General features: G+C 64.0%; 10 protein-coding genes. 4 read left to right on the top strand and 6 right to left on the bottom strand.

Annotated elements, in window-relative coordinates; genetic code table 11:
- Positions 1-56: 56 nt before the first annotated feature.
- Complete coding sequence (locus MSP7336_RS12030) at positions 57-1463, bottom strand: acyl-CoA synthetase (RefSeq protein WP_113963778.1); 1407 nt, start codon at positions 1461-1463, stop codon at positions 57-59.
- 122 nt (positions 1464-1585) lie between these two features.
- On the opposite strand from MSP7336_RS12030, the gene MSP7336_RS12025 reads away from it, so the two are divergent.
- Together MSP7336_RS12025 and MSP7336_RS12020 are read left to right on the top strand one after the other, a co-directional pair.
- Positions 1586-2248, top strand: a complete 663-nt coding sequence (locus MSP7336_RS12025; protein WP_244917450.1) for a helix-turn-helix transcriptional regulator — start codon at positions 1586-1588, stop codon at positions 2246-2248.
- Entirely contained in the window at positions 2241-2657 is a 417-nt protein-coding gene (locus tag MSP7336_RS12020; RefSeq protein WP_069395514.1) for a group III truncated hemoglobin, read from the top strand. Before MSP7336_RS12025 ends, MSP7336_RS12020 begins: the two co-directional genes overlap by 8 nt.
- A 9-nt stretch (positions 2658-2666) precedes the next feature.
- On the opposite strand, the gene MSP7336_RS12015 is transcribed toward MSP7336_RS12020, so the two are convergent.
- Together MSP7336_RS12015 and otsB are read right to left on the bottom strand one after the other, a co-directional pair.
- Complete coding sequence (locus tag MSP7336_RS12015) at positions 2667-3455, bottom strand: universal stress protein (protein WP_113963776.1); 789 nt, start codon at positions 3453-3455, stop codon at positions 2667-2669.
- Positions 3456-3550: 95 nt separating this feature from the next.
- A complete protein-coding gene (otsB, locus tag MSP7336_RS12010; protein ID WP_244917449.1) occupies positions 3551-7180 on the bottom strand; it encodes a trehalose-phosphatase in 3630 nt (1209 codons plus the stop codon).
- Between the two features lie 170 nt (positions 7181-7350).
- Between otsB and MSP7336_RS12005 the strand changes: the two genes are divergently transcribed.
- Both MSP7336_RS12005 and MSP7336_RS12000 read left to right on the top strand, forming a co-directional pair.
- Complete coding sequence (locus tag MSP7336_RS12005; RefSeq protein ID WP_069395517.1) at positions 7351-8238, top strand: universal stress protein; 888 nt, start codon at positions 7351-7353, stop codon at positions 8236-8238.
- Positions 8239-8305: 67 nt separating this feature from the next.
- Positions 8306-9190: a universal stress protein gene (locus MSP7336_RS12000; RefSeq protein WP_113963775.1), complete on the top strand. Its 885-nt coding sequence runs from the start codon at positions 8306-8308 to the stop codon at positions 9188-9190.
- 12 nt (positions 9191-9202) lie between these two features.
- On the opposite strand, the gene MSP7336_RS11995 is transcribed toward MSP7336_RS12000, so the two are convergent.
- The 3 genes from MSP7336_RS11995 to MSP7336_RS11985 are packed head-to-tail and all read right to left on the bottom strand — an operon-like array spanning position 9203 to position 14191.
- Positions 9203-11866, bottom strand: a complete 2664-nt coding sequence (locus tag MSP7336_RS11995; RefSeq protein ID WP_113963774.1) for a GH92 family glycosyl hydrolase — start codon at positions 11864-11866, stop codon at positions 9203-9205.
- Between the two features lie 23 nt (positions 11867-11889).
- Entirely contained in the window at positions 11890-13203 is a 1314-nt protein-coding gene (locus tag MSP7336_RS11990) for an acyltransferase family protein (RefSeq protein WP_113963773.1), read from the bottom strand.
- Between the two features lie 4 nt (positions 13204-13207).
- Entirely contained in the window at positions 13208-14191 is a 984-nt protein-coding gene (locus tag MSP7336_RS11985; protein WP_069395520.1) for a 1-phosphofructokinase family hexose kinase, read from the bottom strand.
- Positions 14192-14206 lie beyond the last annotated feature (15 nt).

The following is a 14206-nucleotide window of genomic DNA, read 5'->3' as shown; positions in this document are numbered from 1 at the left end:
ACACCGACACGCCGCACAGTGCGTACATTTGTGCCCGCTCGAAGCGGGTTCGAACGTCAGTCGCGCAGCAATTCTTTCTTGAGCACCTTGCCCAGCGCATTGCGCGGCAGACTGTCGACCACGCGCACCTCGCGCGGACGCTTGTGCACCGAAAGCTGCTCGGCGACATAGCTGATCAGCTCATCGGGGTTGGCATCGCCGACGATGAACGCGACGATCCGCTGACCCAGGTCCTCGTCGGGTAACCCGACAACAGCCGCCTCGTCCACACCGGGATGTCCCAGTAGCGCCGTCTCGATTTCGCCTGCGCCGACGCGATATCCGCCGGATTTGATCAGGTCGACCGACTCGCGTCCCACTATGCGATGCATACCCCCGCCGTCGATGACTGCGACATCTCCGGTGCGATACCAGCCTTCGGCGTCGAATACTTCGGCGGTGGCATCCGGCCGGTTCAGGTAGCCGTCGAACACCGTCGGGCCGCGAACCTGAAGCCGCCCAATGGTTTCCCCGTCGTGCGGTACCGGGCGGTCGGTGTCGTCGACCAGGCGTGTCTGCACCCCGGCCAACGGTAGGCCCACCCAGCCGGGGCGACGTTCGCCATCCGCGCGGGTTGACACCGTGATGAGGGATTCCGTGCTGCCATAGCGTTCGACGGGCGCGTGCCCGGTGAGCGTGACCAGCTGATCGAAAATCGGTACCGGCAGCGCGGCGCTGCCGGATACCAGCAGCCGGGCGGGCCGTAACTCCTCGGCCGCGGCCGGGTCGGCTACCACCCGCGACCAGACGGTCGGCACGCCGAAGTACAGCGTGCCGCCCACCCGCGAACGGGCCTGAGCATACCCCTCGGGAGTGGGTTTTCCGGTGTGCACGAACCGGTTTCCCACTCGCAACGAGCCGAGCAGACCCAGCACCAGACCATGTACGTGAAACAGCGGCAATCCGTGCACCAAGACGTCGTCGGGCGTCCACTGCCACGCTTGCGCCAACGCGTCGAGGTCCGCTGCGATCGCCTGCCGACTCAATGGCACACCCTTGGGCGGGCCGGTGGTGCCCGAGGTGTAGATGATCAGCGCGGTGGCCTCCGGCGGCGGCTCCGGATAGCGGTGCCAGGAGCGGGCGTGCATCCGCACCGGGATGTGCGGCAGGCCCTCCGGGTCCTCCGGCACCGGGCCCAGCCACACTTGCGCTCCGGAATCGGTGAGGATGTGTCGGCGCTCCGCCTGTCCGACGTCGGCGGGGACCGGCCCCACCGGGACTCCGGCGATCAGACAGCCGGTGACCGCCAGCACGGGGGGCACGGTCGGCGTGGCCAGCACCGCGACGCGCTCGGCCCCGCCGACCCGTTCAGCCACCGACGTAGCGGCCCCGACCAGATCGCTGCGGCTCAACACGACGTCGTCGATGTGTACCGCGTCGCGCAGATCGGTGGCGGCAGCGGAGTCGAGCGAGGTCAACAGCACGGCAGCGAGGTTACCGGGCGCGGCTGGACCGACTGTGAGAACCGTCTCGGCGGTCGACCCTTCCGCAAAGACATATTTAGAGGAATAATATGCACTAAATTAGTCGAATCGAGGGCACTGGGGTGGACGACAGTACGGGCCGGCGCCGCCGGGGGCCACAAAACCGGCAACGCGAACGGGTGCTGGATCTGGTCCGCGCATCTGACGGCCCGGTTGACGCGGTCGAACTTGCCGAGCAACTGCGGCTGCACGTCACCACGGCGCGTTTTCACCTCGAGCGGCTCTGCGAGCAGGGCCTGGTCTACCGCACCCGGGTTGCCTCCACGGGGGTCGGTCGGCCGCGCACCGGATACGTTGCGGCACAGGAATATTTCGACTATCAGAGCCTTGCCGAGCTGCTTGCGCTGGAACTCGGTGACACTGTCGAAAAGCGACGCCGCCGTGCCGAACGGGTCGGCCGGCGCTGGGCGCAGCGCGTTGCTGTCGGCTCGGACACCGACACCGACGCTGCCGCAGGAACTCTCGATCGCGGGGCGCAGCGCACAGCAGAGCTCTTCCGGCGAATGGGATTCGGACCCGAGCTGACTCCACCGGCCACACCGGGCACCCGCAGGCTGCTGCTACACGCCTGTCCGGTCCGGGAACTGGCCGCTGCCCATCCGGAAGTAGGCTGCGCGCTGCATCGGGGTCTGCTGGAAGGCTTGCTCGACCCGGCGTTGCGAGCCGAGCTGCAGCCGTTCGCCGAACCGGAGCTGTGCATCGCGCAGGTGATCGCCGATGACTGACTTGAACAGCCGCGCCGACATCGAGGCTCTGCTGCGACGGTTCTACGGCCGGGTTCTCGATGACGAGATACTCAGTGAGCCGTTCGCCGAGTTGCGCGCCCGCGGACTCGACTCGCACCTTCCGGTCATGTGTGACTTCTGGGAGACCGTATTGTTCCGGGCCGGCCGCTATCGGGGCAGCGCTCTGCACGCTCACCGTCGCGTACACGAACGGGCTCCGCTGTCCGGCCGTCACTTTGTCCGTTGGCTGACCACCTGGCACGACACCGTCGACGAAATGTATTGCGGACCAGTGGCCGAACACGCCAAAGTCCAGGCCGCCCGGATCGCCTGGGCGATGCACCGCCGGCTGACCGGCACCGACACCCCCGAACTCGACGCGCTGGCACAGCCCTGTGCTCGACGCTAGGCGAAGCCCCTACCCCCGCACGATCAGCACGGAGCAATCAGCGTGGGCAAGAATCGGCACGCTGTGCGGGCCCACCAACTCGGCGACCTTGTCGGCATCCTCAGGGCCGATCACGATGAGTTGAACCGCGCCGCGTTGTCCCTCCAGATAGCGCGTCACGCTGGTGCGGGTGGCGGCGACTTCAACGCGCACATCCGGATACCGGCGCAACCAGTGGTCCAGGCGTCGGTATAGCCTCTCGTAGCCGATCCCCAGGAGGGCCCACCGCCAGACCCCGAGCGCCAGAACCGAAGCCCTGCGGACCCGCGCCTCCTCCATGGCCCAACGTACGACCTCGTCGTTGCCCGGTTGGTCATCAAGGACGACCGCGATGAAACCACCTGGGGATGCCGTCGCATCGTCGTCACGCCGGATGATCGCGACTGGGCAATGTGCTTGTTCGGCAAGCTTTCTGGCGGTCGAACCCAGCAGCATGCTGGCCACCCGGCCGATTCCCACCGATCCGACGCAGACCAGCGAAGCGCCGCGGGATTCCTCGAGCAGCACAGAACCCGCGTCGCCCCGGATTGCTGAAGTGTCGACCTTCACCGGTAGGCCGGTGGCCTCAACCGCTGCACACGCAGCGCGCAACGCGCTCTCGGCGTATTCCTGCTGGAGCCGATGCGCCGTTTGCATGACGTGGACGAGCCGCAGCGGAACATCTTGGTGGAGAGCTTCTTTGGTTGCCCACTCGGCAGCTTTGATCGCGGCATCCGAGCCGTCGATGCCGACGACCACGGGTCCGGGTGATTTCTCCATCGCAGCTCCTTATCTTGGTCGACATCGACGCTATCGATCGATCAGCGAGTAGGCAGGAGCCGTAGGGCCTTTCCGCGGTAGACGTTGGACCCTGGCTAACAGGTCTCGATTGTCGACCCGGGTGTCAACCGATAGACACGACCGCGGCACTCCACCTGGATCGGCGCCGCCTCTGAAGGTTCAGCGCTGATTGTCGCCGACCGCCCGCTTACCCGCAGGTGCAACCGATGTCCGCGATACTGCAGCGGAAACGTCAGCGCACCCAGCTCTTCCGGCCATTCAGGGGCAAGAACCAGCCGGTCGCCACGCATCTCCAAACCGGTAAAGCAGCGTTGCAGCAGATCCACACTGCCGGCCATGGCCGCGAGGTGGATTCCTTCCGCGGTGGTGCCGCCCTGGATGTCGGCGATGTCAGACTTGAGAACCTGGCGGAAGTATTCCATCGCGCGGGCGCGGTTCCCGCGGGCCAGCACCCACGAGTGCACGACAGCGCTCAAGGTCGATCCGTGCGAGCTGCGCGGCAAGTAGTACTCGACGGTCTTCGAGATTTGGTCGGGTGCGAATCGGTAGCCGAGCCGGCCGAACAGATCCTGCAACTGCTCGGTGGACAAGAGATAGAACAACATGAGCGCGTCGGCTTGTTTGGACGCCTTGTAATGGTTGACGTTGTCGTCTTCGGCTTCCAAGATGCGGTCCAGCCGCTGAATGTTGCCGTAGCGCTGCCGATATGAGTCCCAATCGAGTTCGGCCAGATCGTCGTAACCTTCAAACTGGCTGATCACTCCGTCGCCGTGGAATGGCACGAACATGCGACGACTGATGTCGTCCCACCGGTCTAGATCGGCGCACTCCAGGGCCGTCGCTTCTTGTACGGCAAGCCTGTCGCGCAGCGGCAGGAGCGCCAGGGCCTCCATCGCGTGCACGATGACCCAGACGGCCATCACGTTGGTGTACGCGTTGTTGTCGATCCCGTCGTAAAGCCGGCCCGGATAGCCGGTGTGAAATTCGTCGGGACCAATGACACCGCGGATGACGAAGCGGTCGAGTTGGGTGTCAAATCGAGCCAAACTCACCCAGAACCGCGCGATTTCGACCATCATCTCCGCGCCGAATCTTTGCAGATATTCCAGATCGGCGGTCGCCTGGTAGTACTGCCAAACGTTGTACGCCACAGCGAGACCCACATGGTAGGCCCGGGCACTGGGATCTGGATTCCACCGCCCGGACCGGGGATTCAGATGCAGCCGCTGGCTTTCCTCGCGACCGCTACTGCCTGACTGCCACGGATACATCGCCCCACCCCGGCCGGCGGCCCGTGCGGCCCGACGCGCTTGAGGTAGCCGCCGGTACCGATAATCGAGAACCGATCGGGTGAATTCGGGCCGGCGCAAGTTCAGCACTGGCAGGACGAACAGCTCGTCCCAGAACACATGGCCGCGATAGGCCTCGCCGTGCAACCCGCGGGCAGGAACACCCACGTCGAGATCTGCGCTGTGGGGTGACAATGTCTGCAGCATATGCAAGAGATGTAGCCGTATCACGGGTAGCTCGTCGATGCCGTCGGTGATGTCGAGCGCGAAGCATTCCCACAGATGGGCCCATGCAGAGACATGGCCTGCCAGCAGATCTCGGTAGCGACCCACGAATTGCAAGCGCTGTGCAGCCTCGGTTGCCGGCTCGGAGATCGCGCGGTCGCGCCCGGTGTAGAGGGCGACCACCTTCTCCACCGTTATCGGTTCGCCGGCCTGCGCGGACAGCGTGATGTCATGGCCCACGCGTTGTCCGTCTTGCAGAATGAACTCATAGTTCGCGGGCCAACGTTCGTCGTTACGCCAGACTGCCGTGCGGACAGCCAGTGCCACCGAGATATGGGATTGGTTTGTCTCGACGACGGCAAGCACGGAATCGTCGGACAGCGATTCGGCTCGCAGGGTTGTGAGGTGGGTGCCGGAGAGATCGCGGTAGCGACTCACCAGGTCATTTTTGACTCCGACATCAATCAGAGATCGGAACTGGATTGTCCCCGACCAGTTCTCAGCTACGACCGTTGTCTGTAACACTCCCACGTGCGGCGCGTGCATTGCGATCAGACGGTGCTGCGTTACGGATGCGATATGTCCCGCGGCATCCTGGAAACGCAATGTGCGCGTCAACACGGCGCGGCGGACGTCCAGCTCTTGCCGGTAGGCCAACAGTTTGACCTCGTCAAGTTCAAACCAGGGACCGTCATCGATCCGGAACGTCAGCGGCAACCAATTGGGCAGGTTTACCATGCTCTCGTTTTCCACGGTCTGGCCGAGTATTCGGTCAGCCAGCCGGTTGTAGACACCCGCGACGTAGGTGCCGGGATAGTGCGCTTCGCTCGCCCACGCTTCCGGCGCACATCCGCGCGTTGCCATATAGCCGTTGCCGACGGTGCACAGCGCTTCCCGCAGACGCTCCTGCGTTGGCTCGTAGCCGTCGAAGACGATCGACCATGGAACCGTCGACGCAGAGTGTCGCCGGATATCTGCGGCAAGTCTCTCGACGAACGCTCGCACCGCATTCGGATTCTCGAGCGTGAACTGTGCTGCGGATGCCCGGTCGCCGTCTTCATCGTGCGCCACCAGGATGCCGATACCGTGGTAACGAACCATGTCGAACGCGTCCTCGTCGGTGAGCTCGTCACCGACATAAACCGGAATCAGCGCGGAGCGATCGTCGGAGAGTTCATGCAGGATCCACTCAATCGTCTTGCCTTTTTCCCATGCGACATCGGGGAGTAATTCGATGACTTTGCGTCCTTCGGCGACGCGGAAACCATCGCGCTTGGCGATCTGCCGCACGGCCGCAGTGGCACGGAAAACCTCATCCTCGGCGGTGTTGCGGTAGTGAACAGCAACGCCAAACCGCTTGTTTTCCACATTGATTCCGTCAACCTCAGCAAGTTGTTCTCGGAGTTCGGCTGCTGCCCGTTCGAAAGCGGCAACTGCTGCCAATGCAGTGTCGTTCTCGTGATGTGAGCCGTGCGCGTCCACCACATCGAAGCCGTGGCTTGCCAGGTACCAGATATTGTCCAAGCCCACCCGACTGCGAATGTCGGCTAGGTCACGGCCGCTCAGCACGGCCACCGTACACAACGGCGCCAATGCCCCGAGCAGCTCCGCCATGCCCGGCACAAGCTCGGCCGAGGAAGGATCGTCGGTGATCTCTGCCAGCGTCCCGTCAAAGTCGAAAAGCACCACCGGCCGCCGAAATGCCAGTGCCGCATCCAGCTGGGGGTAGCAGTCCAGCGCGTCGGGAAGTTCGGAGATCCGGCGATCTCCGGCGCGCGCCCTGATTTCGGCGAGCTCACCGACCACGACATCGGCGCCCAATCCCAGCAACTCCGGCGGGCCCACCGCCACGACCAGGGCAAAGCCACCGTCTTGTGCCGCAACAACAGCGCGTTCGGAGTTCACGACCAACACGCACCGGCCGGGCCGGACAGCCAGCCAGCGTGCCGCCACCCCCGGGACCGCAACGTCCGGCTGCCCAGACCCGTCGATCCGCACCGAAACATGAGCATCGACGCCACCGGCGCGCAACATCTCGTCGCACGCGCCGCCCAACGAATACACCGCCGATTTGACACCGGCTCGCTGCAAGGCGCGCATCAACGTGATCACGGCGTCGGCGTACGCAGGATCTGCTACGACTTCAGCTTCGAAGATCACTGCATCGTGGTAGCGGGGATCAACGATCACGGCAGCTCCATCTGATGATTTGCGTCAACCATCATCATTGCGCCGGCAGCGACCAGGTAGAGGTCTTGTGGCCATCTGATAAGGGACTTAGGCCCCCTAGTCACTGAAGCACGTCGGCCTGACGATGGGCTCGGTGGCCGCAGTAGCCGTCAGATGCAAGGAGACGAAACATGTCCGGCGCGCAGGACCGTTTGGAAGTGTTGGTTGGTGTCGACGGGTCCCCGGCGTCGAACTGTGCGGTCGACTTTGCGGCGCGTGAGGCCGCAATGCGAAATGCCCGGCTGACTATCGTGCACTCTGTCAATCCCATTGGACTTACCCTCCCGCACGGGTCGATACCGGCGAGTTTCTCGCAGTGGCAAGTGGAACGTGCACAGACGTTTGTCGAGAACGCGGCGGAGATCGCGCGGCAGGCCGGTCCGGCAGACCGTCCGATTCAAATCGATAGCGCGGTGCTGTTCGCCCCGGTGGTCTCCACCCTGGTCGACATGTCCAAATCGGCTCAACTGGTCGTCGTGGGTTCACGGCGACGTGGACGATTGGTCCCGGCTTTGCTGGGCTCGGTCAGCTCCAACCTGATCCGCCATGCACATTGCCCGGTTGCGGTCATTCACGACGAGGACCCGATGATGCCGCATCCCGATCAGGCACCCGTGCTGGTAGGCATCGACGGTTCGCCGACCTCGGAGCTCGCCACCGCCATCGCCTTCGACGAAGCATCGCGGCGAGGGGTGGAACTTGTTGCGCTGCATGTCTGGAGCGACGTCGAGGTGAACGACTTCCCGGCCATCGACTGGCCCGCGGTGAAGCCGGAAGCAGAAAGGATCCTCGCCGAGCGGTTGGCGGGGTGGCAAGAGCGCTACCCGGACGTGGCGGTGCGACGCCTGGTGGAGTGTGACCATCCGACCTATCACCTCGTCAAGCAATCCGAATCGGCGCAGCTGGTGGTGGTGGGTAGCCATGGCCGAGGCGGGTTCGCCGGCATGCTGGTGGGATCGGTCAGCAATGCGGTGGCCCACGCGTCCCGCATGCCAGTCATCGTCGCTCGCCAGCCCTGAGCGGCAGCGGGTCTCGATAGTCGAGCCGCAGGCGGCAGTAGAGCAGAAGGCGGCGAAGGAGGGCGATATGTCGGCAAGGACTGAGGACCTCGGCATCGTCGTGGGTGTCGACGGATCGGCAGCGTCAACTGCCGCCGTCGAGTGGGCGACTCATGACGCAGCGCTGCGCCACCGTCCGCTCACCGTGGTTCATGTGGTGAACCCCGCTACGCCCACGTGGCGGCAGTTCACGCCGCCGACCGAATTTGCAGTCTGGCAGGGTAACGAAGGGCGGAGGATTCTCGATGGTGCGCTGAAAATTGCGCGCGACATCGCCGGGAAAGCCGACTCGATCGCTATAACAAGTCAAATGACGGTCTCGGCCACTGTTCCCACCCTCGTCGAGCTGTCCCAGCGGGCCGATCTGATCGTCGTGGGCAACTCTGGGCGCGGAGCATTGGCTCGCGGTGTGCTCGGCTCGGTGAGTTCGAATCTGGTGCGGCACGCACATTGCCCTGTCGCAGTGATTCGCGACGAAGATCCGGTGCCGCATCGCGCGCAAGCTCCGGTGCTCCTGGGTATCGACGGTTCGTCGGCCTCAGATGCTGCGACAGCGATCGCATTCGACGAAGCGTCGCGCCGCAGGGTTGACCTGATCGCGCTACACGCGTGGAGTGATACCGAAATTTTTGAACTCCCGGGCTTGGACTGGCAGGCGGTGAAGGCCGAAGAAGAGCGGAGCCTCGCCGAACGTCTCGCGGGTTGGCAAGAACGCTACCCTGACGTCGCCGTGCACCGGCTGCTCGTCTGCGACCGACCGGCTCGTGTACTGATCGAACTATCGCCCGCCGCACAGCTTCTCGTGCTGGGCAGCCGCGGGCGGGGTGGGTTCACCGGTATGCTCTTGGGTTCAGTCAGCAACGCGGTCGTGCAAGCCGTCCAGATACCGGTGATCGTGGCGCGTTCGTCGTGAGCTGGTCGCTGACTAGCCCCACCCGGTCAGCCATTCCTCGACCCCGGCCCGCCCGACGGCGACCACAAGCACAAACGTCCTGGCACTGCCGCCGGCCGTGGTGGTGAGCACCAGCGGGTAGTAACCGTCGCGCACCGACGGCGCCACCGATATCGCGACGGTGGTGGTCGCGAATCCGTCGGTACCGAAGTGTCCGGACACCCGGTCGGCAGTGATGCCGTTGTCGTAGGACGCGGCGGTGATGATGTAGTCGCCGGGACCCTCAATCATCCGTTGAACGTCGACGGTCACCGTCTCGGTGGCGCCGGGGGCGATCGCGCGGACGACGGGTGAGACGTTGACGGTCACGCCTGAGCTGCCCGCACCGAACGACGGCGGCGCCGAGGACTCAGCGCTGCCCCAGCTCGTGTTGGGTTGCGCGGACAGCGAATACACCAACTCGCCGCCGTTTCGGATGATCGACTCCGGCAGCGACGTCTGATCGAAGGGCCGGCCGTTGACGCGCACACCGTCGATGTACTTGAGGCGTCGTGGGCCCGATGCGCCAGGTGCGACGATCCGAATTGATTTGTCGGGCGGCAATTTGATTTCGGCGCGATCAAACAGCGGTGTGTTGATGGTGAGGATCAGTGCTCCCGATGTGCTCGGATACAGACCCAGCGCTGCCCAGACATACCAGCTCGACAGCGCCCCCAGGTCGTCGTTGCCCGGGGCGCCGTCGGGTGTGGGACCGAACAGTTGGCTGCGCGCCCGGTCGACCAACGCCTGCGTCTTCCACGGTTGACCGATGTAGTTGTAGAGCCATGGAACCCCGAAGTTCACCTCATTACCCAGCCACAAATAGGGCTCTCGGGGACCCGCGTTGAGCTTCTTGGTGAAGCGGTCGAGCCGGTCTGCGACCGGGTTTCGGCCGCCCAGAGCAGTCACCAGGCCAGCGACGTTGTGCGGCACCCACCACAGATATTGCTCGGCATTGCCCTCGTCGTATCCGATTTGGCTGAAACATCCCAGGGCCGGCTGCACAACCCCTGGGCCATCCGGGAAGAAGCCGAGCGCGTTCCGCGGCGACAGGTAGCGGGTGGTGGGGTTGAACAGATTCTGCCAGAACTGTGACCTGGTCTGAAATTCGGTGGCTGTCGCGGAATCGCCGAGCGCTGCCGCGAACCGGGAGATGGCGAAGTCGTCGAGCGACCATTCCAGCGTGATCGATGCGCTGGGAACCGAACCATGGATGCACGACTGCGTTGTTTGCGGAAGGTAACCGCGTTCCAAGTAGGTTGCGATTCCCGGTCGCTCGACATAGCCGTAACGGCCGACACCACCCGTCGTTGCGGCGTTCACCATGTAACGCAGCGCAGTCGTGAGATCAAAGTCCTTGGCGCCGAAGGCGTAAAGGCTGACGATCAACGGCACCACACTGTCTCCGGTCATTTCCGCGGTCGCGGCATTGGCCAGCGCCCAGCGTGGAAACGCTCCGCTTTGCTCGGCGTCGTTCACCAGGGATTGGGCCATGTCGCCGGCACGTTCAGGAAATAGCAACCCATGCAACGCGGCAGTACCACGATAGGTATCCCAGTCGGAGAAGTTGGCGTATTGAGTGTGTCCCGCAGCGACGGTATGGACAACGTTGTCGAATCCGATGTAACGGCCATCGATGTCGTTGAAAGTGTTGGGGTGCAACAGCGAATGGTATAGGGCAGTGTAGAAGGTCATCAGGTCCGCTTCGTCGGCGCCGGCGACCGTCACGCGTGACAGCAGTGAGTTCCATTCTCTGGACGCGGCCACGCGTATGTCCTCGAAGCTTCCACCGCTTTCGGCGGCCAGGTTCGCTCTCGCTCCGTCAACGCTCACATAAGACAGTGCCGTACGCGCCTCGACCGCCGAGCCGGCCGGAAACTCGACGTATCCTCCGCTGTGTCCGGCGTAACTCGAATATGCGCTGCGCACACCCGGGTAAACCGAAAAGCCGCCCCACGTACCGTACGACGTGAACGGTCGGCTGAATCTCATCGCGAAATACACTGTGTAGACGTTGTTTTTGCCGCAAAATCCCCCGCTGGTCGCCGATCCGGTGATGGTGGTGTTGTCCTCACCGATCTGAATGGTCGCCGCGGAATTACCCGCGAGGGATCCGCTGGAGCGCACCTCGAACAGCGCGGGCCGACCGTCGTTCGGGTAGTGGAACCGGCCGAAACCGGTGCGGACCGTGGCGGTGAGTTCCGCGCTCACTCCGCTGTCGGGAAAGCGCACTCGATAGTAGCCGGGCCCACCCAACTCGCTGTTGTGGGCGATTTTCTCGTTGGCGTCCCAGGGATGCGAGCCGACAGGAGTGGTAGTGGGGAGCATCGAGATGTCGCCGAACGCTGCGCAGCCTACCGATGCATGCGTCATGCTGAATCCGGTTACGTGGTCCTTCCCGTAGTCGTATCCCGCGTAAGTGTCAACGGTGTCCGGCGAGTATTGCACCATGCCGAACGGCGCCGAAGCACCTGGGAAGTTGTTGATCTCCCCCACCGTCTCGCCGCCGGTCCCGGTGCCGATGAGCGTATCGACGTAGTCGACCGGATTGGTTACGAGCACCGGCTGGTACTCGACGTCGAGGTGCGGAGCCGTGATCAGGCCGGCACAGAGCAACATCACCACTGCCACCGCGGCGACGGCACTTTTTGACCGCATAGCCGTCTCTTTCCGTGAGAGCCTCAACTAGTCGTCGGCTGTTGACCCACCATCGCAGGCCGCAACGCGACCAGGACCAAACCCACGGCGAACACTGCGCCTGTGATCCACGGAAACCGGCCATCTGGAGCGAATCCAAGAGCAGCCAGGGACCACAGGCCGTACACCGTCATTGCCGCACCGCACAGCATGAGCGGTTCGGCCCATCGAGTAGCGCGCACAACATCCAGTGTGGGTAGTGGCGCTGCGGAAAAGCGTCGCTGCCAATACAACAGCCTGAGCTCAACCGCCGTCACGATGGCGAGAACGACTACCCATTCCAGCCGAGCCAGCCACCATGCGCCGGTCCCCTCTGTCGGTTGCGGTAACAATCCGGACGGATACCCGACGAGCGCCACGATCACCACCGGCACCATGTGCCACAAATACAGCGCCATCACATTGTTGTTGGCAACACTCAGCACACGCTGCACATGCCGACGGCTCAACACGCGGTTGAGCAGCGGCGCGGCGGTGATGGCCAGTCCCGCCTGAGTGGATGCGAAGGCCAGCATCGCCACCGATGGCGGTGATGAGTTCTCCATTGTCTGACCGGGAACCCCGATCATGCTGACCGGATAGTGTGCCCGCCAGATCAGCAACGCCAATGCAATCGCCGATACGACTGCGAGCACCACCGGCCTGCGTCCGGATAACAGCCCTTCACGCCAAGCGATTCCGAGTTGGTAGAGCGCCCCCCAGCACAACAGGTAGTTCAACCAATTGACGTAAGGTACGTGAGCGTGTACCGCTGCGGCGTCCGCCACGATGACTCCCGTCGCCAGCGCCGCCGGCACCCACAACCCCCAGCGTCGCTGTGCTGCAACGGCAATGGGAGTCAGCGACACGACCATCAGGTAGACGGCGAGGAACCACAGATGCATCGCCAGCGCCCAGCCGGCGTACTCCAGCGCCGAGCGCGCGACGCCGAAAACGCTGAGTGTCACCACCACAACCGACACCAGCCCGCCGTACACCGCTGTAGGACCCAGCACATGGGCCAACCGATGCCGAAGCCAGGCTTGGCGCGGCATCCCCTCGACTTCGCACCGATGCGTCCACGACACCGCGGCGGCATAACCTGCCACTAGGAAGAACACCGGGACCGCCTGGAAGGGCCAGGTCAACCATTGCGTCCAGGGCAGGTCGACCAGCGGATTCTGCCGACCGAACTCGCCATTGTCATAGGTCACGCATCCGGCCAGCCAATGCCCCAGCACGATGAGAACCACACCCGAGACGCGGTAAAGGTCCACCGCCAGCTCACGGATCGGCCGCTGCGTATTGAGTCCATCCATCGCATCAACGGTACGTCGGTTCAAGGTCTGCCGGCTCCGCGACGAAATCAAACAACCGCATGACGTCGTCTCGGTTGCAGACCGCCGTCCCGGGTGTCATGAGCATCGCGGCGCCCGCGGCAATGCCGAGACGAACCGACTTGGCGAGCCGCCATCCTCGGCACAACCCCACCGTGATCGCAGCGACCATTGCATCGCCCGCGCCCACGCCGCTCCCGGAATGCATATGGACTGCCCGAAAGCTTTGGCACCCTTGTTCGGTAGCCAATAGAGCACCCTGGGAGCCACGCGACACCACCACGACTTCGGCGCGGCCCCGCTCGATCAGTTCCAAGGCTGCGCCGGCCTGCTCGGCTTCGGTGAGAAGTTCCCGCCCGACGCATTCACGTAGCTCTCGCACGCTCGGTTTGAGCAGGAACACCCCTGACGTGACGCGTTGTAAACCGGCCCCGGAAGTGTCCAGAATCAGGCGTGACCCCACGTCCCGGCAGACACTTGCCACCGATTGATAGAAGTCGGCGGGCACACCGGGCGGCAAGCTGCCACTGGCCACCACGAACTGTGCCGACTGGGCCGCGGCGCGAAGCCGGTCCAGACAGCGGGCTTGTTCGGCGGCGCTCAACTGTGGACCCGGCAGGACGAAGCGATACTGCCGGCCGCTGCTTTCTTCATTGACCGTAAAGCTCTCCCGCGTCTTGTCAGCGATGTTGATACGGTGGAAGGCGATACCGGCGTCGATGAGTAGCGCGGCCAGCATCTCCCCAGTCGGACCGCCGACGGGGAAGACCGCCGACACCGACGCGCCGAGTACGTGTGCGACACGCGCAACGTTGATGCCGCCGCCGCCTGGGTCGTAGCGGACGCCGTAGCAACGGATTTTGTCGGTGGGTCGGACCTGCTGAGCGCTCGTAGTGATGTCCAGGGCCGGGTTCATCGTCAACGTCACGATTGCGGGCCGATGGTCGTTCGAGCTGACAAGGTTTTTCATCGTGTTGCCCAGCTC

The organism is Mycobacterium shimoidei (genome assembly GCF_900417275.1).
GTDB classification, from domain to species: domain Bacteria; phylum Actinomycetota; class Actinomycetes; order Mycobacteriales; family Mycobacteriaceae; genus Mycobacterium; species Mycobacterium shimoidei.
The sequence above is the reverse complement of the archived record's forward strand: the minus strand, read 5'-3'. Positions and strand labels throughout refer to the sequence as shown.

Bases quoted from the DNA above. Each gene is read 5' to 3' on its own strand.
- MSP7336_RS12020 (WP_069395514.1), top strand. From the start codon at position 2,241: ATGACTGACTTGAACAGCCGCGCCGACATCGAGGCTCTGCTGCGACGG.
- MSP7336_RS12015 (WP_113963776.1), bottom strand. From the start codon at position 3,455: ATGGAGAAATCACCCGGACCCGTGGTCGTCGGCATCGACGGCTCGGAT.
- MSP7336_RS12005 (WP_069395517.1), top strand. From the start codon at position 7,351: ATGTCCGGCGCGCAGGACCGTTTGGAAGTGTTGGTTGGTGTCGACGGG.
- MSP7336_RS11990 (WP_113963773.1), bottom strand. From the start codon at position 13,203: ATGGATGGACTCAATACGCAGCGGCCGATCCGTGAGCTGGCGGTGGAC.
- MSP7336_RS11995 (WP_113963774.1), bottom strand. From the start codon at position 11,866: ATGCGGTCAAAAAGTGCCGTCGCCGCGGTGGCAGTGGTGATGTTGCTC.
- MSP7336_RS12000 (WP_113963775.1), top strand. From the start codon at position 8,306: ATGTCGGCAAGGACTGAGGACCTCGGCATCGTCGTGGGTGTCGACGGA.
- MSP7336_RS11985 (WP_069395520.1), bottom strand. From the start codon at position 14,191: ATGAAAAACCTTGTCAGCTCGAACGACCATCGGCCCGCAATCGTGACG.